The organism is Marinobacter profundi (assembly GCF_002744715.1).
GTDB lineage: Bacteria > Pseudomonadota > Gammaproteobacteria > Pseudomonadales > Oleiphilaceae > Marinobacter > Marinobacter profundi.
In genome coordinates, this window is record NZ_KZ319375.1 from 1 (window position 1) to 24,268 (window position 24,268).

General features: G+C 59.9%; 19 protein-coding genes. 4 read left to right on the forward strand and 15 right to left on the reverse strand.

The annotated features are described in order from the left end of the window. Positions 1-205 precede the first annotated feature (205 nt). From CLH61_RS15260 to CLH61_RS15285, 6 genes are all read right to left on the reverse strand, one after another. On the reverse strand, positions 206-838 hold the full coding sequence (locus CLH61_RS15260) for a protein-methionine-sulfoxide reductase heme-binding subunit MsrQ (protein WP_228152674.1): 633 nt from the start codon (positions 836-838) through the stop codon (positions 206-208). Further along, complete coding sequence (msrP, locus tag CLH61_RS15265; protein WP_099615633.1) at positions 838-1,806, reverse strand: protein-methionine-sulfoxide reductase catalytic subunit MsrP; 969 nt, start codon at positions 1,804-1,806, stop codon at positions 838-840. The genes CLH61_RS15260 and msrP overlap by 1 nt, the downstream gene beginning before the upstream one ends. Positions 1,807-1,950: 144 nt before the next feature. Beyond that, the gene (gene pssA, locus CLH61_RS15270) at positions 1,951-2,781 is read right to left on the reverse strand and encodes a CDP-diacylglycerol--serine O-phosphatidyltransferase (protein WP_099615634.1); all 831 of its coding nucleotides are present in this window, start codon (positions 2,779-2,781) and stop codon (positions 1,951-1,953) included. Positions 2,782-2,866: 85 nt separating this feature from the next. Next, positions 2,867-3,883 (reverse strand): ketol-acid reductoisomerase, encoded by a 1,017-nt coding sequence (gene ilvC / locus CLH61_RS15275; protein WP_099615635.1) that lies wholly within the window; start codon positions 3,881-3,883, stop codon positions 2,867-2,869. Positions 3,884-3,948: 65 nt separating this feature from the next. Continuing rightward, positions 3,949-4,440, reverse strand: a complete 492-nt coding sequence (ilvN, locus tag CLH61_RS15280; RefSeq protein WP_099615636.1) for an acetolactate synthase small subunit — start codon at positions 4,438-4,440, stop codon at positions 3,949-3,951. A 2-nt stretch (positions 4,441-4,442) separates the two neighbouring features. Then, positions 4,443-6,161 carry an acetolactate synthase 3 large subunit gene (locus tag CLH61_RS15285; protein ID WP_099615637.1) on the reverse strand — a complete coding sequence of 573 codons (1,719 nt, stop codon included), beginning with the start codon at positions 6,159-6,161 and terminating at the stop codon, positions 4,443-4,445. 472 nt (positions 6,162-6,633) lie between these two features. Here CLH61_RS15285 and CLH61_RS15290 point away from each other — a divergent pair, with 472 nt between their 5' ends. Beyond that, positions 6,634-7,098 carry a DUF4124 domain-containing protein gene (locus CLH61_RS15290; RefSeq protein WP_099615638.1) on the forward strand — a complete coding sequence of 155 codons (465 nt, stop codon included), beginning with the start codon at positions 6,634-6,636 and terminating at the stop codon, positions 7,096-7,098. 81 nt (positions 7,099-7,179) lie between these two features. Here CLH61_RS15290 and clpB read toward each other — a convergent pair whose 3' ends face one another. The 3 genes from clpB to rluD all read right to left on the reverse strand — a co-directional run bounded on the left by clpB (position 7,180) and on the right by rluD (position 11,614). Next, a complete protein-coding gene (clpB, locus tag CLH61_RS15295) occupies positions 7,180-9,756 on the reverse strand; it encodes an ATP-dependent chaperone ClpB (protein WP_099615639.1) in 2,577 nt (858 codons plus the stop codon). 147 nt (positions 9,757-9,903) lie between these two features. Further along, positions 9,904-10,647: a peptidoglycan editing factor PgeF gene (gene pgeF / locus CLH61_RS15300; RefSeq protein WP_099615640.1), complete on the reverse strand. Its 744-nt coding sequence runs from the start codon at positions 10,645-10,647 to the stop codon at positions 9,904-9,906. Next, complete coding sequence (rluD, locus tag CLH61_RS15305; protein ID WP_099615641.1) at positions 10,637-11,614, reverse strand: 23S rRNA pseudouridine(1911/1915/1917) synthase RluD; 978 nt, start codon at positions 11,612-11,614, stop codon at positions 10,637-10,639. Before rluD ends, pgeF begins: the two co-directional genes overlap by 11 nt. Positions 11,615-11,751: 137 nt before the next feature. On the opposite strand from rluD, the gene CLH61_RS15310 reads away from it, so the two are divergent. Continuing rightward, positions 11,752-12,585 (forward strand): outer membrane protein assembly factor BamD, encoded by an 834-nt coding sequence (locus CLH61_RS15310; protein WP_099615642.1) that lies wholly within the window; start codon positions 11,752-11,754, stop codon positions 12,583-12,585. 42 nt (positions 12,586-12,627) lie between these two features. Here CLH61_RS15310 and CLH61_RS15315 read toward each other — a convergent pair whose 3' ends face one another. Beyond that, positions 12,628-14,295 (reverse strand): NAD+ synthase, encoded by a 1,668-nt coding sequence (locus tag CLH61_RS15315; protein WP_099615643.1) that lies wholly within the window; start codon positions 14,293-14,295, stop codon positions 12,628-12,630. A gap of 84 nt (positions 14,296-14,379) precedes the next feature. Between CLH61_RS15315 and CLH61_RS15320 the strand changes: the two genes are divergently transcribed. Both CLH61_RS15320 and CLH61_RS15325 read left to right on the forward strand, forming a co-directional pair. After that, positions 14,380-16,032: a sensor histidine kinase gene (locus CLH61_RS15320; RefSeq protein WP_099615644.1), complete on the forward strand. Its 1,653-nt coding sequence runs from the start codon at positions 14,380-14,382 to the stop codon at positions 16,030-16,032. 27 nt (positions 16,033-16,059) lie between these two features. Further along, positions 16,060-17,442 (forward strand): sigma-54-dependent transcriptional regulator, encoded by a 1,383-nt coding sequence (locus CLH61_RS15325; protein ID WP_099615645.1) that lies wholly within the window; start codon positions 16,060-16,062, stop codon positions 17,440-17,442. A 67-nt stretch (positions 17,443-17,509) separates the two neighbouring features. On the opposite strand, the gene CLH61_RS15330 is transcribed toward CLH61_RS15325, so the two are convergent. The 5 genes from CLH61_RS15330 to CLH61_RS15350 are packed head-to-tail and all read right to left on the reverse strand — an operon-like array spanning position 17,510 to position 24,189. Continuing rightward, positions 17,510-21,568 (reverse strand): pilus assembly protein, encoded by a 4,059-nt coding sequence (locus CLH61_RS15330; protein ID WP_099615646.1) that lies wholly within the window; start codon positions 21,566-21,568, stop codon positions 17,510-17,512. Further along, positions 21,565-22,125: a pilus assembly PilX family protein gene (locus tag CLH61_RS15335; RefSeq protein ID WP_099615647.1), complete on the reverse strand. Its 561-nt coding sequence runs from the start codon at positions 22,123-22,125 to the stop codon at positions 21,565-21,567. The genes CLH61_RS15330 and CLH61_RS15335 overlap by 4 nt, the downstream gene beginning before the upstream one ends. 3 nt (positions 22,126-22,128) lie before the next feature. Continuing rightward, entirely contained in the window at positions 22,129-23,211 is a 1,083-nt protein-coding gene (locus CLH61_RS15340; protein WP_099615648.1) for a PilW family protein, read from the reverse strand. Then, positions 23,204-23,680: a type IV pilus modification protein PilV gene (pilV, locus tag CLH61_RS15345; RefSeq protein WP_099615649.1), complete on the reverse strand. Its 477-nt coding sequence runs from the start codon at positions 23,678-23,680 to the stop codon at positions 23,204-23,206. Before pilV ends, CLH61_RS15340 begins: the two co-directional genes overlap by 8 nt. Next, positions 23,677-24,189: a GspH/FimT family pseudopilin gene (locus CLH61_RS15350; RefSeq protein WP_099615650.1), complete on the reverse strand. Its 513-nt coding sequence runs from the start codon at positions 24,187-24,189 to the stop codon at positions 23,677-23,679. Before CLH61_RS15350 ends, pilV begins: the two co-directional genes overlap by 4 nt. Positions 24,190-24,268 lie beyond the last annotated feature (79 nt).

Below are 24,268 nucleotides of genomic sequence, written 5' to 3' on the forward strand. Positions count from 1 at the left end.
AGAACTTTCAAACTCAATTTCTTCAATACTTTCAAACGGTTGTCTTTCGATTTTTGGCCCGCCCTAGTGGCTTGCCCCTCGAAAGAGATGCGCATTCTACAGACCCCAGCCGGGGTGTCAACGGGGTTTATCAACAATCTTCAACTTATCTCGGATTCCCCCTACGCCATTGTTCAGAATGCACCCAATGCGTTCAGAAAACAACCTATGCAGAGGGTGCTCCGCGCCTCCCTGCCCTAAGCAGGCGCGACCATCGCACTCTTACCACCAACAGAACCAGAACAACCACCCCATAAGCCAGCATTTCGCCAATGTCACTGCGCGCCTGCCAGAAAAAATGCACCCACGCCAACAGGACAATCACATAAACGGATCGGTGAAGGGTTTTCCAGCGCCGACCCAAGCGTCGCATCATGCTATTCGTCGACGTGACGGCCAACGGGATCAGCAACACGAACGCCAGAAAACCAGCAATGATGTATGGCCGCTTGGTAAAGGTCGCCCACACATCACCCCAGCCAAGAATAAACTGGAGAAATGCCAGCAGGTGCAGAACAGCATAGAAAAACGTGAACAATCCCAGCATTCGGCGAACTCTGAGCCACCCCACCCAACCAGTCCAGCGCTTCAGCGGCGTTAATGCCAGGGTCGCCAGTAGCAACTGGAAGGCAGCAATCCCCAAGCTTTCGGTAATCTGCTGCCCCGGGTCCGGGCCCAGACCACTGCCAACCAGCCGAGACAACAGAATTGCCAAGGGCAGAAACGCCATGAACGCCACCAACACTTTGAATGCCCGCACCGCTCGAGGACGATTCAGCACAGCACCTGCCATCCCCATCAATAGAACTTCTCCAGATCCATCCCTTTGTAGAGGTGGCTAACCTGCTCCCCATACCCGTTAAATTTCACCGTCTCCCGCCAGTTAGGGCTCAGCAAGCCAGAAGGTAACCGACGCTCTCGCTTCTGACTCCAGCGGGGATGATCTACCTCCGGATTAACATTGGCATAGAAACCATACTCCTGGGGCGCGATAAGCTCCCAGGTTGTTTTCGGCCGCTCTTCCTGAAAACGGATCCGCACAATCGACTTGATGCTCTTGAAGCCGTACTTCCAGGGTACCACCAGACGCAACGGAGCACCGTTCTGGTTTGGCAACTCCCTGCCATAAAGACCCACCGCCAAAAATGCCAATTCATTCATGGCTTCGTCCACACGCAAACCTTCCCGGTAGGGCCAGTCAATGGTACTGAACAGCGACCGTTGTCCTCGCATCTGCTCCGGATCGTGCAGTGTCTCGAAGTACACGTACCTGGCCGAGGATGCCGGCTCAAAGCGCTTGAGAAGCCCGGCCAGGGGGACGCCGACCCACGGAATCACCATGGACCAGGCCTCCACACACCGCAGACGATAAATCCGCTCTTCGTACTGCGACGGCTGCAACAGGTCTTCAAGGTTATAGGTTCCGGGCCGGCCACAGGCGCCGTCGACTTTCACCGTCCATGGACTGACCGACATTTCCCCCGCATAGCGGGCCGGATCATCCTTGCCGGTGCCGAACTCATAGAAATTGTTGTACCGGACAACGTCTTCGTATGGCGTAAGCTTCTCGGAAGTCGACATTTCCGGGCGAGACATCGACGGAAGCTCCTTGCCCGGCACCGACGCTGCCGCGAGCAGCCCGGGCAAAGCTACCCCGGCTGACGCAGCAAGCGCACTCACCATAAAGGAACGGCGGTTCAGGTAGATCGCTTCCGGGGTAACGTCATTCTCGGGCAAGGCCCAGGCAGGACTGTTCTTGATAAGCATGCAGCATCTCCACTAACCGCCGAATGGACACTACGGTTGACCGGAGAAATGCCTGGAAATTCCCCCCGACGGCGACACCGCCAGGGGAATATCTTCGTGTTTCCGGCCCACTGATTCCGCGCCGGACAACAGCGGAGGGGATAACTACTGGCGGCGGGGCTTTCTTACCAGGGCACGGAACGGGCCGGACAACGCATAGATCAGGAAACCACTGAACAATACGGTTGCCGGGTCCAGGGCGATCACTACAAAAATCAGCACCACCAGCAAAATTGCAGCAAACGGTACCCGACCACGCATATCCAGATCTTTGAAACTGCGGTAAAGGATGTTGCTCACCATCAACACCCCACAGCCACCGACCACCACGATCGTCATGGCCGTCAGCCATCCGGCAGGCTCGAAGGTGTGGAAACACCAAACCAGCCCGGCGACACAGGCAGCAGCGGCCGGACTCGGCAATCCGACAAAGAACTTCTTGTCGACCGAGCCGATCTGGGTGTTGAAACGCGCCAGCCGCAAGGCCGCACCGGCAACATAGATAAAGGTGATAGCCCAGCCAAACTGGTCCAGGTTATTCAGGGACCAGAAAAATGCCACCAGCCCCGGTGCCACCCCAAAGGCCACCATATCGGCAAGACTGTCGTACTCTTCGCCAAACTTGCTTTGGGTATTGGTAAGGCGTGCCACCCGCCCGTCCAGGCCATCCAGAATCATGGACACAAAGATCGCGATGGCGGCATTATCGAACACGCCATTGGCCGCAGACACGATGGCGTAGAATCCGGAAAACAGGGACGCCGTGGTCAGTGCGTTAGGCAGCAGGTAAATCCCCTTGCGTCGAACAGGCGCTCCCTCAACCAACTCCTCCTCGACCACTTCGCCGGAATCCGGATCAACCACGGACTCCTCTGGCGGGTTAACGGCAGATACTTCGACCGGATCACTTTCCGGGTGTTTTTTTTCGTCAGTCATTCCAATCATTCCGGACAACGTGTGAGTGGAGTATATACAAAAAACGCGGCCTCTTGGGCCGCGCTTTTCAGATCTGGCCGGAGGCTCAGTTCTTGCTCTTGTCCACGATCTTGTTCGCGGAGATCCACGGCATCATACCGCGCAGCTTCTCACCCACCTGCTCAATCGGGTGGGCAGCGTTGTTGCGACGGGCGGCCGTCATGGACGGATAGTTGTGTGCGCCTTCGGAAATGAACATCTTGGCGTACTCACCGCTCTGGATGCGCTTGAGTGCGTTGCGCATGGCTTCGCGGGACTGCTCGTTGATGACTTCCGGACCAGTCACATACTCACCATACTCCGCATTGTTGGAGATGGAGTAGTTCATGTTCGCAATGCCGCCTTCGTACATCAGGTCAACAATCAGCTTGAGCTCGTGCAGACACTCGAAGTAAGCCATTTCCGGCGCATAACCGGCTTCAGTCAGGGTATCAAAACCGGCCTTGACCAACTCAACCGCACCACCACACAGAACCGCCTGCTCACCGAACAGATCAGTTTCAGTCTCGTCTTTGAAGGTTGTTTCGATAATACCGGTACGACCACCACCCACACCGCTGGCGTAGGACAGCGCGACGTTCTTGGCGTTACCGGAAGCGTCCTGGAAGATCGCGATCAGGTCAGGAATACCGCCACCCTTGACGAACTCGGTGCGCACAGTGTGGCCCGGAGCCTTCGGAGCGATCATGATGACATCCAGATCCTTGCGCGGCACGATCTGGTTGTAGTGGATAGCAAAACCGTGGGCAAATGCCAGGGTGGCGCCCTGCTTCAGGTTCGGCTCGATTTCGGCCTTGTAAAGCTGAGCCTGGAACTCGTCCGGAGTCAGAACCATAACCACGTCGGCTGCCGCAACGGCGGTCGGTACGTCAGTTACCTTCAGGCCATGGGCCTCAGCCTTGGCGATGGAGGATGAACCCGGACGCAGGGCGACCGTCACGTCAACACCGGAATCCTTCAGGTTGCACGCGTGGGCGTGACCCTGGGAGCCGTAGCCGATGATGGCAACTTTCTTGCCCTGGATGATGGAAAGGTCACAATCCTTATCGTAATAAACCTGCATGAGAAACCTCTTCTTTGTGATGGCTCCCCGGGGAGCCATGTTTGTGCAATTGATTGGCGAGCTGCTTAAAGGCTCAGTACTTTTTCACCGCGGGCAATGCCGGAAACACCGCTACGCACGACTTCAAGCACACCGGCAGTACCGACGGCCTGGATAAAACCATCGAGTTTGTCACTGTCACCGGCCAGCTGAACAGTGTAAACCGAGCTGGTCACGTCGACGATCTGGCCGCGGAAGATATCCACCGTGCGCTTGATTTCGGCGCGCTGGGAGCCGGTGGCCTTCAGCTTGACCAGCATCAGCTCCCGTTCGATGTGGGCGCCTTCCGTCAGGTCCACCAGCTTGACCACCTCAATCAGCTTGTTGAGCTGCTTGGTAATCTGCTCGATAACCTTGTCGGAGCCGGTCGTGGTTACGGTCAGCCGTGACAGGGTCGAATCCTCGGTGGGCGCCACCGTCAGGGTTTCGATATTGTAGTTGCGCTGGGAGAACAGCCCAACCACCCGCGACAGGGCACCCGGTTCGTTCTCAAGCAAAACAGAAATGATTCGACGCATGATCACACCCTCTCCGTCTTGCTGAGCCACATGTCTTTCATCGAGCCGCGAGCGACCTGCATCGGGTACACGTGCTCGAACCGATCGACATAGATATCAACAAACACCAGCTTGTCCTTCATTGCCAGGACTTCTTTCAGCTTCGGCTCAAGATCTTCCTTGCGATCGATCCGCACGCCAACATGACCGTAGGCTTCCGCCAGCTTGATGAAATCCGGCAGGGACTCCATGTACGACTGGGAGTGGCGGGACTCGTAGTTCATGTCCTGCCACTGCTTGACCATGCCCAGGGCCTGGTTATTCAGGTTGATGATCTTCACCGGCAGGTTGTACTGCTTGCAGGTGGACAGCTCCTGGATATTCATCTGGATGCTGCCTTCGCCCGTGACACACAGCACTTCGTCGTCCGGATGTGTCAGCTTCACACCCATGGCCGCCGGCAGACCGAAGCCCATGGTGCCGAGGCCACCGGAATTGATCCAGCGATTGGGCTTGTCGAACTTGTAGTACTGGGCGGCAAACATCTGGTGCTGCCCCACGTCGGAAGCCACGAAGGCGTCGCCATTCGTCAGCCGCCACAGCGTCTCGATCACCTCCTGGGGCTTGATCACCTCAGGGTTGTTCTCATAACGCATACCGTGAAATGCACGCCATTCCTCGATCTGTTTCCACCAGGCCGACAGCGCCTCGGCGTCCGGCCGGGCCTTGCTCTCCCGGACCAGGGCGATCATTTCCTTCAGCACGGCGTCCACCGGCCCAACAATGGGCACGTCGGCATCAATGGTCTTGGAAATGGAGGCCGGGTCGATGTCGATGTGGACAATACGGGCCCCCGGGCAGAACTTCTCGGTGGCGTTGGTGACCCGGTCATCGAACCGCGCACCTACGCAGAGGATCAGGTCCGAATGGTGCATCGCCATGTTGGACTCATAGGTACCGTGCATACCGAGCCAACCCAGGTGCTGTTTGTCGGTCGCCGGATAGCAGCCAATCCCCATCAGCGTGTTGGTGATCGGATAGCCCAGCATCCGCACGAGTTCCGTCAACTGATCGGAAGCCTTACCCAGAATGACACCACCACCGGCATAGATGATCGGACGCCGGGCGGCGAGCAGCATGTCCACAGCCTTCTTGATCTGGCCGGCATGGCCACGGATCGCCGGGTTGTAGGAGCGCAGTTTGACCTTCTTGGGGAAGGCATACTCAAAACGCTCGTTCGGCGTGGTCATATCCTTCGGGATGTCCACGACCACCGGGCCGGGGCGGCCGGTTGAGGCGATATAGTAGGCTTTACGGATCACTTCCGGGATCTCTTCCGGATGACGCACGCTGAGGTTGTGCTTCACCACCGGCCGGGAAACGCCGATCATATCGGTTTCCTGGAAGGCGTCTTCACCGATCAGGGTGGACGCGACCTGACCGCACAGAACCACCATGGGGATGGAATCCATAAATGCGGTGGCGATGCCGGTAATAGTGTTGGTGGCTCCAGGACCCGAGGTCACCAGTACGGTACCTGGTTTTCCGGTCGCACGGGCATAGCCGTCGGCCATATGGACCGCAGCCTGTTCGTGACGAACCAGGATATGCTTGACTTTGTCCTGCCTGAACAGCGCATCATAAATATGAAGGGCTGCACCACCCGGATAGCCGTAAATGTATTCGATCCCTTCATCCTGCAAGGACCGGATCAGCATGTCGGCGCCAGACAATAACTCCACGATTTTCTACCCTCTGCTACGAGTGAATGAGCCGGGAATTCTCCCGGTTGCCTGGATACCCGGGCTCAGGCTTCTTGTGGAAGCAGGGCCGGACGTTCCGCCACACCAGTATAAAAAGAGGTTGTCTCCTGGCCGGCCGTACTCCTGAGGGTTGCGGAAAACGGCCAATCAACGGGTTGCACGTAAGCAACAACCATTCCACGAAAAGACTCGCGGACGTTCAGTGTGGTAATTAACGGGGGATACTTGCTCGGGATTGCCTGCCGTATTGACCCCTGTCTTCAGGCAATCGGTAATTCTGACAGGGCGAAACTCCCTGTCAATAGCGGTGTATGCATTCTCTCCTTATACTTTCTTCCAGATTTTGAACTAAGCTTGGAAAAAACCGCCTGATCAGTGGCATTATGGGGAAAATAAAGGAGGCCCGGCTGACGCTGACCTCTGCCAATGACTAACCATCGCGAGTAAAGGCATGAATTCCAGAACCTTCATCCTGGCCCTGGCTATTGCTGTAACACCAGGCATTGCCACCGCGGCCTCCGTTTATAAATGGACCGACGAAAACGGTATCACCCACTTCGGAGACCGCCAGCCTACCGGCAAGAATGCCGAAACGGTGAACGTCCGCACGGGCTCGCCCGCCGGAGCCGTCAAACGCCAAAGCCCACAGGACCGGGTAGAAAGCATGGCGCAAGAGCAGGAACAGACTGCCGAGCAGGAACGCCTGTCCGCCCAGGAAGAAGCCCGACAAAAGCAGCGCAAGGCCAATTGCGAGACCGCCCGCAGCAACCTGAGCATCCTGCGTACCAGCAGTCGTATCCGGATCGAGGAGGATGGCCAGCAGCGCTACCTCAGCGCCGAGGAAATCGAAGAACAACGGGTGAAGTTCCAGGAAATCGCCGACCAGAACTGCGATCCGGAACCCACGGAAGACTGAGCGTGCGGCCAGCATGGGCCGCTGCAAAACAAAAATGGCCGGGCAAATGCCCGGCCATTTTTGTTGCAACTCGCTTTAAATTCAGGCCTTGCTGAACACCAGCTTGTGATCATCCACCGAAACGCGGATGGTGTCGCCTGAAACAAAGGCACCTTTCAGCAGCTGCTGCGCCAGCGGGTTTTCAATCATCCGCTGGATTGCCCGCTTCAACGGTCGCGCACCATATACCGGGTCATAACCCACAGCGGCCAGCAGCTCCATGGCCGCCTCGTCCAGCACCAGCGACATGCCCTGCTCGCCAAGGCGCTTGCCGAGCATACCGATCTGGATCTTCGCGATGCCCTGGATCTGATCGCTGGCAAGGGGATGGAAGACCACCACTTCGTCCACCCGGTTGATGAATTCCGGCCGGAAATGGGTACCGACCACTTCCATGACGGCTGCCTTCATATCCTCGTAGTTTTCCTCACCCGCTTTTTGCTGAATAACGTCAGAACCCAGGTTTGACGTCATCACAATCACGGTGTTGCGGAAGTCCACGGTGCGGCCCTGGCCATCGGTCAGGCGGCCGTCGTCCAGCACCTGAAGCAGGATGTTGAAGACATCCGGGTGGGCTTTCTCCACCTCATCCAGCAACAGCACGGAATACGGCCGGCGGCGCACCGCCTCGGTCAGGTAACCGCCTTCCTCGTAGCCCACGTATCCGGGAGGGGCACCAATCAGCCGTGCCACCGAGTGCTTCTCCATGAATTCGGACATATCAATTCGAACCATGGCTTCCTCTGTGTCGAAGAGGAACGACGCCAGCGATTTGCACAGCTCGGTCTTACCCACCCCGGTCGGCCCGAGGAACAGGAACGAGCCGTTGGGCCGGTTCGGATCAGACAACCCGGCACGGGACCGGCGCACGGCATTGGCCACCGCCTCGACTGCTTCATCCTGACCGATCACCCGGTCGTGCAGAGCCTCTTCCATCCGCATCAGCTTGTCGCGCTCGCCCTCCAGCATCTTGGACACCGGAATACCGGTCCATTTGGACACCACCTCGGCAATTTCTTCATCGGTCACCCGATTACGCAACAGTTCCATCTTTTGCATCTCGGCCTGCCCCGCCATTTCGAGCTGCCGTTCAAGCTCGGGGATTCTGCCGTACTGGAGCTCGGACATCTTGCCCAGGTCACTCGCGCGACGGGCATTCTCCAGGTCGATGCGAGCCTGCTCCAGGTCGCTCTTGATCTTCTGGGAGCCGTGCAGGGCTGCCTTTTCGGAATTCCACACCTCCTCCAGGTCCGAGTATTCCCGCTCAACCTTGGCGATGACCTCGGACAGCTCCTCGAGACGTTTCTTTGATGCGGCGTCGGTTTCCTTTTTCAGCGCCTCACGCTCGATCTTCAGCTGGATCAGCCGCCGCTCGAGACGGTCCAGCGCCTCCGGCTTGGAGTCCATTTCCATGCGGATCTGGCTGGCAGCTTCGTCTACCAGATCAATCGCCTTGTCCGGCAACTGCCGGTCGGTGATGTAGCGATGGGACAGCTTGGCGGCTGCGATGATGGCGCCGTCGGTTACCTCGACACCATGGTGTACCTCGTAGCGCTCCTTCAGGCCGCGGAGAATGGCAATGGTGTCTTCCTCGCTGGGCTCGCTGACCAGAACCTTCTGGAATCGACGCTCCAGGGCCGCGTCCTTCTCGATGTTCTCACGGTATTCGTTAAGAGTCGTCGCACCTACGCAGTGCAGCTCACCGCGGGCCAGGGCAGGCTTGAGCATATTGCCGGCATCCATCGAGCCCTCGGCCTTACCGGCACCGACCATGGTGTGAATCTCATCGATAAACAGGATGATCTGGCCTTCCTGCTTGGACAGCTCGTTCAGCACTGCCTTCAGGCGCTCCTCGAATTCACCGCGGAACTTGGCACCGGCAATCAACGAGCCCATGTCGAGGGACAACACCTTCTTGTCCTTCAGGCCGTCGGGCACTTCGCCGTTCACAATACGCTGGGCCAACCCCTCAACAATGGCGGTCTTGCCCACCCCGGGCTCACCAATCAGCACCGGGTTGTTCTTGCGGCGACGCTGCAACACCTGAATGGTGCGGCGGATTTCATCATCACGTCCGATAACCGGATCAAGCTTGCCGGCGGCGGCACGCTCGGTCAGGTCAATCGTGTACTTGGACAGAGCTTGACGGTTCTCTTCAGCACTGGCATCACTCACCGGTTCGCCTCCACGGATATCATCAATCGCTTTTTCCAGGGCCGCTCTATCGACGCCCTGCTCTTTCAGCACCCGACCGAGGGTACCGCGGTCTTCCAGCGCCGCCAGCAGCATCAGCTCACTGGAAATAAACTGGTCCTGACGCTTCTGGGCCAGCTTGTCGGCAATATTGAACAGCCGCCCCATGTCATTGGAAATCCCGACATCCCCCGCAGACCCCTGGACGACGGGGAGGCTGTCAATTTCCCGGGCAACCGCCTGGCGCAAACGGCCCGGATCTGCGCCGACCTGTTTCAACAGCGGTTTTACGGAGCTGCTGTCCTGGTCCAGCAAGGCCTGCATCAGATGCACAGGCTCAATAAAGTTATGGTCCTTGCCCACCGCAAGGGACTGGGCATCCGCAAGGGCGGTCTGCAACCGGCTGGTAAGCTTGTCGATTCGCATAGTGTGTCGATCCCTAATCTCTGTCGTTCGGTGCCACCGGCCCGGTAAATCGGCGGGCAACACCAGATTGCTTTGACATTTAATGTAGGGGCTCGCGGGCCGACTTCAAGCTGGGGGGCACGCTAATGGCCCGGAACTTGACCGGTATCAGGTAAGCCAGATGATGCTCGCCATGCGACCGGTCTGGCCGTCACGACGATAGGAGAAGAAGCGGGCCGGGTCACTGACAGTGCATAAACCTCCGCCATAGATCTCGGCCAGGCCAATGCCGGACAGGCGCTGACGGGCAAGCATATAGATGTCGGCCATGAAATGACCGGGGCGGGCACCGGTCGGCGTAAAAGCCGTCGCAGCTTGAGGATCGCAACCGACAAAAGCCTGCCGGACCTCCGGCCCCACCTCAAAACAGGCCGGACCAATCGCGGGCCCCAGCCAGGCCATCAGCCCGGATGGATGGCCAAGCGACTTTGCTGTGCGCTCCAGCACGCCATCGCACAAACCGCGCCAGCCGGCGTGGGCCGCGGCAACCCGGGTGCCGGCCCGATCGCAGAAAAGCACCGGCAGGCAGTCGGCAGTGAGGATCGCGCACACCGTGTCCGGCACGGTCGTGAAACTGGCATCGGCCGGTGGCACGCCACTGACCGGCAACTCGACTATCGAGTTGCCGTGAACCTGATCAAGCCAGCCAAAGCGCTGGCCTGCGATACCACAGTAGCGCGCCAGGCGCTCCCGATTCTCCCGGACTGCCGCAACGTCATCTCCCACATGGCTGCCGAGATTCAGACTCGCCCAGGGTGCCGGGCTGACTCCACCCAACCGGGTCGTACACAGCGCCCGGACATTCGCGGGCGCCGGCCACTCCGGTATCAGGAGGGTTTGCTCAGAAATCATCACGCTCGAGATCCTGGACGTGCTTGCGCAGGGCGGCCAGCAACCGCTCCATATCCTCCGGCAAGGGCACTTCCCAGCTCATCTCCGCTCCGGTTGCCGGGTGCTCAAGGGTCAGCTTGCGGGCATGGAGAGCCTGCCGGTGGAAGGCGGACAACACTTCCCGCAGCTCATCGGTAGTGCCTTTGGGGAGGCGAATCCGGCCGCCATACAACTGGTCACCCACCAGTGGATGTCGAACGTGGGCCATGTGGACCCGGATCTGGTGGGTACGGCCGCTTTCGAGTTTGCAGCGGACGTGGGTATGGGCGGCAAAGCGCTCGATCAGGCGATAATGGGTAACCGCCGGTTTGCCAGTACCGACCACCGCCATCTTCTTGCGCTCACGGGGGTGGCGGCCGATAGGTGCATCCACCGTCGCACCGCCGGTCAGTGTCCCGACAACGACCGCTTCGTATTCGCGCCCCATGGTACGGGTCTGCAACTGGTCCACCAGAGAGGTATGCGCGATCAGACTGCGGGCCACCACCATGATTCCGGACGTATCCTTATCAAGACGGTGGACGATGCCGGCACGGGGCAGGTTTTCAACCTCCGGGGCATAATGCAGCAACGCATTCACCAGGGTACCGGCAGCATGACCTGCGGCCGGGTGGACCACCAGGCCGGCGGGTTTGTTGATCACCAGCAGGTGTTCGTCCTCGTAGACGATATCCAGGGTGATGGACTCCGCCTCCCAGCTCACCTGGGCTTCGGGCTCGGCATCCAGCTCGATCCGGTCATCCAGCATTACCCGGTCCCGGGGCTTGCAGGTCTTGCCATTTACCGTCAGGGCACCGCTTTTGATCCAGCCCTGCAGGCGAGACCGGGAGTGTTCCGGCATCAGCTCCGCAGCCGCCTGATCGAGGCGCTTGTCGCTCAGTGACGAGGGTACGGTAAAGGTTGCAGTAATACGATTTTCAGCAGTCATTCATGCCCCAGGGCCAGTTTGGGTGTTACGCTTGGTCCGGATTGGCAGCTCAGGGTACCGGGACACTGCACAAGGGCAGACAACCCCGCTACAATGGCCAACCAATCCGACGCTTCATCATTATACGGGAATCCGGCATGAGATCGTTTGTTCGTTTTACAGCAGTGTTCGCCATGGCGTTACTGATCAGCGCCTGCGCCTCCAACAAACAGGAGGAAGTGCTGCCGGAGGAGAGCTACTACGAGAAAGCCCGCGAGGCCATGAACTCGGGCAACTTCAACGAGGCGGAACAGAACCTCGATTTCCTTGAAACCTACTACCCGTTCGGCCGCTACGCCGAGCAGGCCCAGCTGGACCTTATCTACGCCCGCTACCAGAATCTCGACCTGGAAGGAGCCCGGGCTGCGGCAGACCGCTTCCTGCGCCTCAATCCGCAGAGCGAACACGCGGACTATGCACTCTATATGCGCGGAGTCGCCTCGTACAACCTCGATGTTGGCCTGGCTGCCCGTTACTTCCCCACCGACGTCAGCGCCCGCGATCCCGGTGAGCAGCGCCAGGCCTTCCGGGACTTTTCCGAACTGCTTAACCGTTATCCCGCCAGCGAGTATGCAGCGGACGCCCGCCAGCGCATGATTGCCATTCGCAACCGGTTGGCCGAACTGGAGGTGCATGCAGCCCGCTACTATATCAAGCGCGAAGCGTACGTGGCTGCCAATAACCGGGCCCGTTTTGTCGTGGAAAACTACTCGACGTCCCCCGCCGTGGAAGAGGCTCTGATTATTCTGGCGGAAACCTACCAGGCCATGGACCTGAGCAAAGCCGCCGACGATACCATTGCCATGCTGGCAGCCAACTTCCCGGACAGCGATGCCTTTGACGACAACAAGCAGTTCCAGCCCAGCAAGCTTAAGCGGGAAAACCGCTCGCTGACCAGCGTGATCACCTTCGGCCTGTTCGGCGACGAATAATAGGCCCGGGCGGGTGCCCTGCCAGCTACCCGCCCAAGGCCCTCACTTGCCGCTCTTCCAGCCGTTGGTGATCGGATAGCGGCGATCCTTGCCAAAGCCACGCTCGGTAATGCGCACCCCGATGGGTGCCTGGCGGCGCTTGTATTCGTTGATATCCACCAGCCGCACCACGCGATCCACGTCGGCACGCGCAAAGCCTTCCGCTACGATGGCATCGGCACTGAAATCCCGCTCAACGTACAGATTGAGTATCTGGTCCAGCACGTCGTAGCCCGGCAGACTGTCCTCGTCCTTCTGGTCCGGCGCCAGTTCCGCTGAAGGTGGCCGGGTAATCACCCGCTCGGGAATCACCGCAGACACCGTATTACGGTAACGGGCCAGGCGGAACACCAGGGTTTTCGGCACATCTTTCAGCACATCAAACCCGCCGGCCATGTCACCGTACAGGGTGGAATAGCCAACCGCCATTTCACTCTTGTTGCCGGTGGTCAGCACCAGCGAACCAAACTTGTTGGACAGCGACATCAGCAAGACGCCCCGCAGCCGTGCCTGCAGGTTCTCTTCGGTGGTATCCGGCCGGGTGCCGTTGAATGGCGCGGCCAGGGTGGCCATGAACGCATCGTACATCGGTTCTATAGAGAACACGTCGTACTGTACGCCGAGTGCTTTTGCCTCCGCCTCGGCATCTTCCAGGCTCATGCTGGAGGTGTAGCGGAATGGCATCATCACCGCCCTCACCCGCTCGGCACCGAGGGCATCCACCGCAATTGCGACGGTCAGCGCCGAATCGATGCCACCGGAGAGACCGAGTACCACCGAGCGGAAACCGTTCTTGTTGACGTAATCCCGTACCCCCAGCACCAGCGCCCGGTAGACATTCTCTTCCAGGGACGGCTCGGCCAGCGGCGGCTGCGACACCGGCTGGCAATGGTGCTCATTGAGAAACTCCACCGGGAACAGTCCTTCGGCAAACTGGGGCACCTCCACCGCCAGGGCACCAGAGTGATCGAACACCATGGAGCCGCCGTCAAACACCAGCTCGTCCTGCCCGCCCACCAGGTTGGTATAGACGATGCTGACCCGGTTCTCGCGGGATTTACGCTCCAGCAGCGACTTGCGACGGGCCTGCTTGTCGATGTCATAGGGTGAGGCATTCAGATTAAGGACCAGTTTTGCACCGGCGGCGGCCGCTTGTTCCACCGGACCATCGTGCCAGATATCCTCACACACGGTGATCCCCACCGGGATCCCGCGAATGTCCAGAACACAGGGTTGCGAACCGGCTGCGAAATACCGCTTCTCGTCAAACACCTGGTAGTTGGGAGGGAACTGCTTGAAGTAGCGGGCGCGCACCTGCCGGCCCTCGATCACCAGCGCCGCGTTGTACAACAGGCCGCCATGACGGACCGGTGCACCAATGACCACCACCGCCGCAAAATCCTCCTGCAGCAGGCTGTCCAGCGCCTCCTCGATGCGCAGGTCCAGACTGGGCCGCAACAACAGGTCCTCGGGAGGGTAGCCGGTCAGGCAGAGCTCCGGAAACACCACCACATCCGCCTGATGGTCCTGCTCGGCCTTGCGCACCGCTTCGATCACAGCACGGGTGTTACCCGGGATATCACCCACCAGGAAATCCGTTTGCGCCATCACCAGTCGCAGGCGGTGGGCGGAACTGGCGGCGCGCGCTGGCGCTTCGGCGGGACGGGACATAAAGCGGCTCCTGTAACTCATTGCCATGAAAAGGCTATTATAACCCCCTCAGGCACAGGAATTCTCCCGGGAAACCCGCAAACAATGGTCAATACTGCTCCACCCAGCACCGGCAACTGGCCACAGGCCCCCCTGCTGGCCCAGCGCGGCAAGCTGTTTCGCATCTACAACCACTACCGGGTAGTGATCAGCCTGCTGTTACTTGGCCTGCTGTTTGTCGACCCGGCCAATTTCGACAGCCGGTTCCGGATGCTGGACTACTACCAGGCCGGGGTGGTGACCTACCTGGCCATTAACGGCTTTATTTCCCTGATCATGTTCGCCGGCTTCCAGCCCCAGCAACGCCACATCACCCTGTCGATTCTGGCGGACATCCTGATGATGCACTGGCTGCTGCTGTTCAGCACCGGCATCACCAACGGGCTGGCCAACCTGGTGATTGTGTCCGTTGCCGCTGGCAACATTCTCACGCCAAGCCGCGTCGGCACCTTCTATGCCGCCCTCGCCGCCATCTGTTCGCTGGGCATTTCCCTGTGGGCGGTGATTGCACTGGACGCCCACGCCGACGACATCGTACGGGCCGGCTCGCTGGGCATCCTCTACTTTGCCGCCGCCTTTGTTCTGCAATACATTTCCCGGCGGATGATCCGCAGCGAAGCCCTTGCCTCCTCACGGGCCCAGAGCCTGGCGGAACTGGAACAGATTAACCGCCAGATTATCCAGCGCATGCGCACCGGCATCCTGGTCATGGACCACCTCGGACAGATCCGGCTGGCCAATGCCGCTGCCGAGGAAATGCTGTTCGAGCACACCGTCGAGGACGACAACCGGCTGCCGGCACGGGGCCGCGCCCTGCCCGTCACCTTGCGGGAAGGCCTGAACCACTGGCTACAGGACCCCAACCGGCGGGTAGAAACCTTTCAGCCAACCCCCGGCTCCCCTGTCCTGCAGGCCAGCTTCACCCGCCTCGACCAGGAACGGGGCGACCAGATCCTGGTGTTCATCGAAGACACCAGCAAAGTGACCCAGCAAGCCCAGCAGATGAAACTGGCTTCGCTGGGAAGGCTGACTGCAGGCATCGCCCATGAAATCCGCAATCCGCTTGGCGCCATTAGCCATGCCGCGCAACTGATGGCGGAGTCCGGTCACCTTGAGGCCAGCGATCGTAAAATGCTCGACATCATCCAGCGTCATTCCCGACGTGTTAACGGCATCATCGAAAACGTACTGGACCTGTCCCGCCGCCGGCCCGCCGATACCGACCTGATCGATGTCGGGCAATGGCTCAGTGAGTTCCGCGAAGACTACCTGCACACCGTCGGTGCCAATGGCAGTGCCAATCCCCCGGAGATCAGCCTCCACCTTGCCGAGGGCACGCCACCGGCACGCTTCGACCGCAGCCAGATCGAGCAAGTGCTGGTCAACTTGTGTGACAATGGCCTGCGCTACAGCGCGCAACACTGCGGCCACCCTAGCCTGGAGTTGTCGGCAGGGGCCACCGCCGATGGCCAGAAAGCCTACGTTGACGTGCGGGACTTTGGTCCGGGCATCTCCCCGGAGAACCGCACCTCGGTATTTGAGCCCTTCTTCACAACCGACAAAAGTGGCACCGGACTCGGTCTTTATCTGGCGCGGGAACTGTGCGAGGCTAATCAGGCCCATCTGTCTCTGCTGGACGATGGCCAGCCGGGGAGCTGCTTTCGCATTACCTTTGCCCACCACGGTCGGCTGATCTGAACAACAACCGGAAACTGACACCACCTGATGACCAATCACACCGCGCTCATTGTTGACGACGAACCGGATATCCGGGACCTGCTGGAGATTACCCTCACCCGGATGGGCATCAACACCCTCACCGCACCCGACATTTCCAGTGCCAGGGCGCTGCTGGCAGAGCACCAGCCCCAGTTGTGTCTCACCGACATGAACCTGCCCGACGGCAATGGTATCGACCTGGTAGGCTGGATTGGCCAGAACTGCCCCAACACCCCTGTCGCAGTCATTACCGCCTACGGCAACATGGATACTGCCATCGAAGCCCTGAAGGCGGGTGCCTTTGATTTCGTCTCCAAACCGGTGGAACTGCCACGGCTGCGGGAGCTGATCAACAGCGCCCTCAAACTGTCGGACGCTCCGGCCGACGCAGCTACCCTGGGTGATGATCCCGGGCTGTTACTGGGCAATTCGGCGGAGATCAAACGGCTACGCAGCCAGGTGAGAAAGCTCGCCCGCAGCCAGGCGCCGGTCTTTATCAGCGGCGAGTCCGGCAGCGGCAAGGAGCTGGTGGCGCGGATGATTCACCTGCAGGGGCCGCGGGCAGAAGGGCCGTTTATCGCCGTCAACTGCGGCGCCATCCCCTCCGAGCTGATGGAAAGCGAATTCTTTGGCCACAAAAAGGGCAGCTTCACCGGCGCGGTGGACAACAAGGACGGCCTGTTCCGCTCGGCCGATGGCGGCACCCTGTTTCTCGACGAGGTAGCGGATTTGCCGTTGGCGATGCAGGTCAAACTGCTGCGGGCCATCCAGGAAAAAGCCGTGCGACCGGTGGGTGACACCAAGGAAATCCCGGTGGATATCCGGGTACTGAGTGCCACCCACAAGAACCTGCCGGAACTGGTCCGTGAAGGCAGCTTCCGCCAGGACCTGTTCTACCGCATCAACGTCATTGAACTGGCGGTCCCCCCGCTGCGGGAACGACCGGACGACATTGCGCTGCTGGCCCGTCATATTCTCGAGCGCATTGCCCGGGAATACGAATGTGAGCCGGCTACCCTGGCGCCCGCCGCCCTGGAGCGACTGAAAGCCTATCGCTTCCCCGGCAACGTGCGGGAGCTGGAGAACATCCTCGAGCGGGCGTTCACGCTTTGCGACAACGATCAGATTGGCGCCGGGGACCTGCACCTGGGCAATGCTCCGCAACCGCTGGCAACCTCCGACGCCACAACCGACAGCCGCGACGATCTGGTGGCGCCGGAACTGCCCGACGGCGACATCGACCTGGAGGGCTTCCTTGAAACCATCGAGCGTCAGGCCATCGAGAAAGCCCTGGAAGCAACACGCTGGAACAAGACCGCCGCGGCCAAGAAGCTGGGCATCAGCTTCCGCGCATTGCGCTATCGGCTGAAGAAGCTCGGGATGGAGTAGGAAACCCGCCGCCAGCATGACTCGGGGCAGCCCCTGGCTGCCCCGAATACCACTCCCGCGAACCGAATCAGCGACTGATCAGCTCGCGCCAGCCCAGCCGGCCGCGGAGAGTCTGGTCGCCGAAATCCACCACGTTTTCGTTGGTGAAGTCCTGCAGATCGCCGATCCCGCCCGCGGTATTATCGAACATCACATTACCCAGAATGCGTGACATCGACAGGATTCCACCGGTGAAATAGAAACCCGAGGCCACCAGATCCTGGCTGTTTACCTGGCCGTCGCCGTTGGTATCAAACACCTGGCGCCCCGGATCCGTGCCGTCCAGATCCACAAACATGCGGAAGCTGGCACCGTTGGAGGCGCAGTCGTTGGTGGGCGGGATGGTGGTGTTGAACAGTATGGTGTTACCCCGCACCTGCGGCACCATCACCACCCGCTCCCCGGAGATAGTGTCAAAATCGATATACCAGCCGGAGTATTCACCGTTTTTGTCGCCCCAGGCCAGGCTGTCACTACTCAGGTTGCGCACCAGGCCGTCTGCCGTCACGGTTTCGCTGATATCCCGGGCCAGCAGGTCTGCCTTCGTCAGTGCCGAACTGCCCGAGTCCCAGACTGCGTAAAACGACTGCGTCGCCGGCGTGACCAGCACGTCATCCTGGCTCAGGTACTGCCCGGTTCCGAACAGCACCAGCAGGTTAGGGGCGTTCTGGCTGGTGGATTGCACATAGGGGTTGCGCACCACCATTGGCGCCGAAGTTACCGGTTGCCCTGAAGGTGCTGTGAACAACGGTACCGGCACGTCAGTGCCACTGACCTTCTGGTTGTAGGCGCTACTCCACGCATCCGTGGCGGCATCGTAGGCAAACGCCCAGATCCGGCCATCCAGGTCACTGGCGAAGATCCGGTCCACGAGTTTGTCCGCGTCAAGATCGATCAGGCGCAGGTCGGCGTTCATCCCGCCGGATTCCGGCCCTGCATCAACTTCATAAAACCAGTAATCGCTGTTCTCCGTCCAGGTACCGTCCAGACCACCTTCGAGGCGCAGCATGAAAAGTCCGGTACGCCCGCTCGGCGCATCCAGTCCGTTGCCGAACACCGCCACCCACTCATAGCCGGAACCCAGGTCCGTCAACATGACGTTGACCGGCTCGATTACATAACCGAGGTCATCACTGACAAACTCCCAGAGTGCGAGATCACCCGCATCGAACTCACTGACCGCATCCGGATCAGTGATATCCAGCGCAAACAGCCCACGCCCGCCAGCCCTCAGGCCACCGATCAGGAGCGTCCGCCACTGGTCGCCGCTACCAACATCAATAAAGGCATCGGCCACCGTTGGCGTCAGGTCGACATAGTAACGGTGCAGATAGGCCGGATCCGTCAGGTAATTGAGCCCCTGCCCCGGCTGGTCACTGAACACGAGGTTGGGTACATAGGCGAACAGCTCGGTACCGCCGGTAGCTTCCCGGGTCGCGTCGAAGGCGTGGAGCATGCCGTCGTTGGCGCCGACGTAGACTACCGGTGTGCGCGCCGAAATTGCGTCGGAATTGCGGAAATCGGAATAGCGGGCGCCTTCCGCGCCATAGGGCGGCACATCTGGCCAGCCCATCCCGGGACGATCAACAAACACTGGCGCGCTGTGCACGATATCCCCGAGACGACTGTCACGGATCCGGAACGGCCCTGCCGGCACTTCGCTGCCACGATCGCCACGGAGATAAGCCAGCCGGTCCTTGGCGAGGTCCTCGGCCGCCGCGGCGTCCAGCGCGTCGGTGCCCACCAACAGATCCGCCCTCTGAGCGGTCGTCAGTGCATCCCAGCTGAATGCCACGCCGGTTCCCGAATCCGGGTTGTAGGTGATGATGTCCCGCGGGCTGGCACTCAGGTTACGGTCATCCAGCCGGGCACCGGCTTCCCACACCACCTCCCCGATGTAGGACCCTGACTCATCCTGCACCAGACGGCCATTGTTGCTGTTAAGGCCGCGCGCCGCCAGCTGGCCACTCCAGCGCCGGCTGTTGAAAATCGCACTGAAGATCAGTGAATCGGATTCCACCGTGGCGCTGCTGAAGGTCACGGCGGCCGCCGCACCTGACTGGTTGTCGATATCCTCCAGCGCCCGGTTGAGCCCTTCGCTGATTTCCGACGGCAGGCGGGCATTGTAGATCTCACCTTTGCCGTTAACCGTGGCCCGGTAAAGGTCATCAATCTGGTAGGTCAGGATATTCGCACTGACGGTGTTGGCATCCGGCCAGACGGGCGGGTTGTCATAGGCTGCATCCACAGAGTTGTAGAGCGTGCCGTCAATCTGCTGGCCGTAGACGCTTCCTTTGGCGCCGAGCAAAACCCCGTAAGTATTCATGTGCAGGTTGGTATTGCAGTCCAGCCGTGGGTCGGGATCGTCGTCCAGACACTGGCCGGGCACGCGCACCTGCCCCGCCGGCAGATCACTGCGCAGGTTATCGCTGTAATACCGGGAGGCGATCTCCGCCAGGGTGGACGATTCGGACTCGTAGTCGGTGGCAAAGCCGTCGGTGTACATCAAGGTGTAATTGCGCTGGCACTCATACTGAATCGGTGCGCCGTCTCCCGTACGTTTGTACTGGGCACCCACGAAGTCCAGCGCACCGCGTAACGGCGCCTCGTTGGTGGCGGGAACACCGTCGTATGCGTGGTAGACCTTTGTCAACAGGCTCTCGAAATCGCCACCGGTGCTGCGGTCGCTGGTATCAAGCATAGCGACATCAGTGGCCTGATCGTTCACCGTGACCAGATCGGCGCGGACGCCACTGATGGACTGCAGCGATTTGCCGAGCCCGTATCGCACGGACTGGTGACGGCGGCGGTGGTACTGGAACCAGTTGGAAAAGTTCTGCAACTCCTGGTGGTAGGTGCGCTCGTATTCAGTGCCGGCGTTGTAGATTCGGTCTTCGTTCACCCGGACCTTTTCGAGGCAGCGGCCATCCGGCGCAAGAGTACCTTCAAATTCGCCGCCGCCTGGTCGTTCAAAAACCAGGGAATTTTCCAGTGACCAGTCCTGGATCACCGATTGGTACAACGCAGGATCCGGCGCCGCACAGCTGCCATCAAGGAACAGTGCGAGCGGGTCCGCTTTGAAGCGGAAGCTTCCTTCGGCAACCGGGACGAAGTAGGTTGCCGGTGTGTAGGCGACACACTGGTAAAACACATCCTGAACACCGTCGCCCACGAAATCCTGGAAGTTCAGGGTCAGTTGCTCGGCCGTGCACCCCAGCCCCATGCTGGTCACACTGGAAAGGCTGGTTTTGCCGTCGAGCCCTTCCGTCACGACCGTGCTGATGTTTTCCAGTGACTGGTTGCCAATTTTCAGTTGCTCGCCAATACCACCCGAGAACGCGAACGGCATGATCCGGGTTTCTGCCAGCGGATACGTTGCCAGGCAGAATTCCGGCACCTCGCCGATGCCCCACTGGGCCCACCATTCGGCAACCGCACACCAGCCATCTTCAAACACACTGGTAAAACCATCCAGCAACTCGGCGCCAGCCGTGGTAGCCGCGTCATCGAAGGTCAGCGAATAGTTGGGATCCAGCAGCGGATTACCGAGTTCCGCCGCGGCGTAGGCTGCGCCCGGCCAGGGCTCATAGGTCGCAGAGGGGTCGTAGTACTGCGGGTTGTATGCGCTGGAGCGCATGAAGCCAAACGCATTGATTGGCGGCACAACAAGGTAGTCTTCGTTCAGGCGCTGGCCGTTATAGCGGCGCACGCCTGAGCTCTCCGGAGCCAGCGAGGTCTCAAACAGATAACCGTAGGCGGCATCGCCGATCAACTGGCTGGTGACTTGTGCCTTGAACGCCGCCAACTCGTCACTGCCAAACGTTGGTGCGGTCTGTTCAATCAGATTACCCAACCAGGTCGTCAGGGTCTCGTCGTCAACACGGCCATAGGCCGCGCCATCGAAGAGAACCTCCAGATCCATATGGCGGGAGTCATCCATCGTGAAGACGACGTTATGTTTGACCCCCTGACTGATGAACAGCGGCGTTTGCGACGGGGTCAGTTGCGCGGCAAAGCCTGCCGCCGGGAACACCAGTCCGCAGGCAATCAACAGATTCCGGACAAACACAATCAAGCGGCCACTCATAGTTCACCTGCGTAATAGACTTCGACGATACGGCGGGCGTTGCCGCTGAACCCCTGGGACATAGCGACAATACGGAATCCCTGTGGCCGCGCAGCGCCGGTGGTCATATCCTGGCGACCGGCCATCACCACATCGGTCACCTGACTCATACCGGCCACATCACCGACCAGTTCAATGAAATAACGGGGCACCGGAAACGTCCTGCCGTCAAAGGCGCCCTGCCAGGCGGTGTAGGTTTCGGTGGCCTCGAAACTGGCACCGTCGGCCCAGGTAGCGGCCTGTTCCGGATCGGGAGCAGAGCCCGCCACGTAGAGAGGACCGCCTTCGTCAAAATCCGAAAGCACGACCAGGCCATTATCGATACGGCGCTCGGCCTCCCGCAGCACATCTTCGGTAAGCTCAAGGGTGACGTCGCCATCGCGCTGGGCGTTGACCATCAGCTCCTGCATAGTCACCCGCTCCATGTTGCTGGCGGCGAGCAGGGTCAATACCAGCAGGATCAGCAGCGTCATCACCAGCGCAGCACCGTGCTGGCGCCTCAGATTCGTTGTCACCATCGCTCACCCCTCCCCGATAATCCGGTTGCGAATACTGGACGTGAAGGTATAGGCCCGATACAGAGCGCTGTCCGCCGGTGTCTGCAATCCGGTAGCCGCACTGGTGCAATCCAGCCAGCCCGGGAAGCAGACCGCCACCGGGTCATCACTCACACTCTCATCGCGGGACCGCACAAGGAGGCTGACCCTGACCGCCAGCGTGGTCGCCAACACATCCTCGGCACCGGCATCGGTGGCTGCGGGCGGATCCCGCCATTCATTCACCGCGCCATCGCCATCCGTGTCGACACCGATGAGCGTGCGCATGTCACGGACTTCCGCAACCAGCTCCACGGCAGCTCCCAGACTGCTGGCATCGCCACTGTTGCTCTCCACCAGGGCTCGTTCAACCACCAGCGAACGCCGGCCGCTGGCGTCTGCCTGTACCGAGTAACGGGTCACGGAGGGCCGATACACCTTGGCGTTGTCGCTGTACTTCTTGGGCATGGTTTTAATGGCATTGCCGGGCGTCATGGTTCCACCGGTGTTGTGAACCACCAGATCGTTGCCATTCTCGTTTGCCTTGCTGACCTGGAAAATATTGGCGTTCTCGCAATCGCTAACCAGCAGGATGTCACCCACATCAAACATCGATGCATCACTGACGTGCAGGGACGCTGAATCCGCCGCCGGCACCTTGTCCACGGTAACCTCCGGGCCGCCACCAATGCCGCGGAGGACAATCACGTGGGAGCCATCAACGATGGCATTGGTGGAATAGCTGTCAGCGTAAATTTCCAGGCCCCGGGTGAAGTCCAGCACGTCATCCGTGCCCCCCGGATTCAGGTTGTTCTGCACCGATGTTGCCTCGGTAATGCAGCCCCAGTAATCGGCATTACGAACTTCCCGCGCCAGGATCATCGCGCCTTCACGGCCGGACTCCTGAACGTTCGCCAGCGCCTGGCTAAGGACAAACGATTGCTTGTTGGCGACAAAGATCTGCACCAGCCCGGCCATCAGGATCAGCCCGAGGGTCATGGAAATCATCAATTCGATCAGTGACAGGCCGGTTTGCCCACCGTGTACTGGCTTGCTGGAGTTACGCATTGATCAGCCTCGCCCTGAGAACGAATTCATTGCTGCTGCGCTCGGACCCTGTGCTGTTGCCATCCCCGTCGACCAGTTCCCGGCCCTCGCGCTCCTCCCAGCGGATGGTTATGGTGGCCACGCCATTCGCCATATCGACTGCCGCCTGCGCATCCGGCAACTCCCGGCTGACGTTCATACACCACTGGCGACGATCCAGCGCGGCCACATCCGTCGATGCAGGGGTGTCCGCGACCGCCGCGGTACACTGGGCGAAAGTCATGTTGTACGCGTTCCACTGGCCAGGATTGGCCCGCATCCGCTCCACCATATCCGTGGCCAGCAGGGTTGCCCGGGTACGGGTTTCGGCATTACTGTTCATCTTGAGGGTGAAAACCTGCATGCTGGCCACCCCCAGTAACCCGATGGCAAAGATGAGTACCGCCACCAGCACCTCAATCATTCCCACACCACGCTGATGCCCCGTCATCCGCCACCTCCACAGTTTGCTGCACTGGTCCGAATCTGGCCGCCACCGTTGATCTCGATCAGCTGGCCGTTCGAAAGACCATCGGCACACAGGGTCAGGCTGTAGGCCTGCTCTTCGATCGCAAAGCCTGCACCGTCAAATCCGAAAGGAGCTGTAGCAAGGGATGAGGCAGATCCACTAACAGATACCAGCCCGCTGTTGCCTTCCATCATGCGGATGATCTCCGCGTCGGAGCGGGCGCCATCGCCATTGGCATCCCGCCAGACAACCGCGCCGGAAGACCAGGCGGTGCCGGTCAATGGCGATACCCAAACCCGATCCGCACGGCGCAGCGCCTCGCTGCGTGCCTGGTTAAGTAACCCGAGCATCTGATTGGAGGTGGCCGTCAGCCGGTTCTGGTTGATCATGGTGACCATGGAAGGTACGGCCCAGCCAACAACAATGGCCAGCACCGCGATGGTTACGATCAGCTCAATTAACGTGAACCCTTTTGCGGGTTTGAGCGTCATATAAAAAAACTCCCGATACAGCGCGCTGTGCAGGAAGAAAAAACCCTCCCTATCATCGCGACATTACAGCATCTCGCGA

Excerpts from the sequence above, each read along its gene's own strand:
- CLH61_RS15315 (WP_099615643.1), bottom strand. The coding sequence starts at position 14,295 with ATGTCCCGTCCCGCCGAAGCGCCAGCGCGCGCCGCCAGTTCCGCCCAC.
- pssA (WP_099615634.1), bottom strand. The coding sequence starts at position 2,781 with ATGACTGACGAAAAAAAACACCCGGAAAGTGATCCGGTCGAAGTATCT.
- clpB (WP_099615639.1), bottom strand. The coding sequence starts at position 9,756 with ATGCGAATCGACAAGCTTACCAGCCGGTTGCAGACCGCCCTTGCGGAT.
- ilvN (WP_099615636.1), bottom strand. The coding sequence starts at position 4,440 with ATGCGTCGAATCATTTCTGTTTTGCTTGAGAACGAACCGGGTGCCCTG.
- pgeF (WP_099615640.1), bottom strand. The coding sequence starts at position 10,647 with ATGATTTCTGAGCAAACCCTCCTGATACCGGAGTGGCCGGCGCCCGCG.
- CLH61_RS15340 (WP_099615648.1), bottom strand. The coding sequence starts at position 23,211 with ATGCGTAACTCCAGCAAGCCAGTACACGGTGGGCAAACCGGCCTGTCA.
- CLH61_RS15325 (WP_099615645.1), top strand. The coding sequence starts at position 16,060 with ATGACCAATCACACCGCGCTCATTGTTGACGACGAACCGGATATCCGG.
- CLH61_RS15290 (WP_099615638.1), top strand. The coding sequence starts at position 6,634 with ATGAATTCCAGAACCTTCATCCTGGCCCTGGCTATTGCTGTAACACCA.
- CLH61_RS15330 (WP_099615646.1), bottom strand. The coding sequence starts at position 21,568 with ATGAGTGGCCGCTTGATTGTGTTTGTCCGGAATCTGTTGATTGCCTGC.
- CLH61_RS15350 (WP_099615650.1), bottom strand. The coding sequence starts at position 24,189 with ATGACGCTCAAACCCGCAAAAGGGTTCACGTTAATTGAGCTGATCGTA.
- CLH61_RS15260 (WP_228152674.1), bottom strand. The coding sequence starts at position 838 with ATGGGGATGGCAGGTGCTGTGCTGAATCGTCCTCGAGCGGTGCGGGCA.
- ilvC (WP_099615635.1), bottom strand. The coding sequence starts at position 3,883 with ATGCAGGTTTATTACGATAAGGATTGTGACCTTTCCATCATCCAGGGC.
- CLH61_RS15310 (WP_099615642.1), top strand. The coding sequence starts at position 11,752 with ATGAGATCGTTTGTTCGTTTTACAGCAGTGTTCGCCATGGCGTTACTG.
- CLH61_RS15335 (WP_099615647.1), bottom strand. The coding sequence starts at position 22,125 with ATGGTGACAACGAATCTGAGGCGCCAGCACGGTGCTGCGCTGGTGATG.
- msrP (WP_099615633.1), bottom strand. The coding sequence starts at position 1,806 with ATGCTTATCAAGAACAGTCCTGCCTGGGCCTTGCCCGAGAATGACGTT.
- CLH61_RS15320 (WP_099615644.1), top strand. The coding sequence starts at position 14,380 with ATGGTCAATACTGCTCCACCCAGCACCGGCAACTGGCCACAGGCCCCC.
- pilV (WP_099615649.1), bottom strand. The coding sequence starts at position 23,680 with ATGACGGGGCATCAGCGTGGTGTGGGAATGATTGAGGTGCTGGTGGCG.
- rluD (WP_099615641.1), bottom strand. The coding sequence starts at position 11,614 with ATGACTGCTGAAAATCGTATTACTGCAACCTTTACCGTACCCTCGTCA.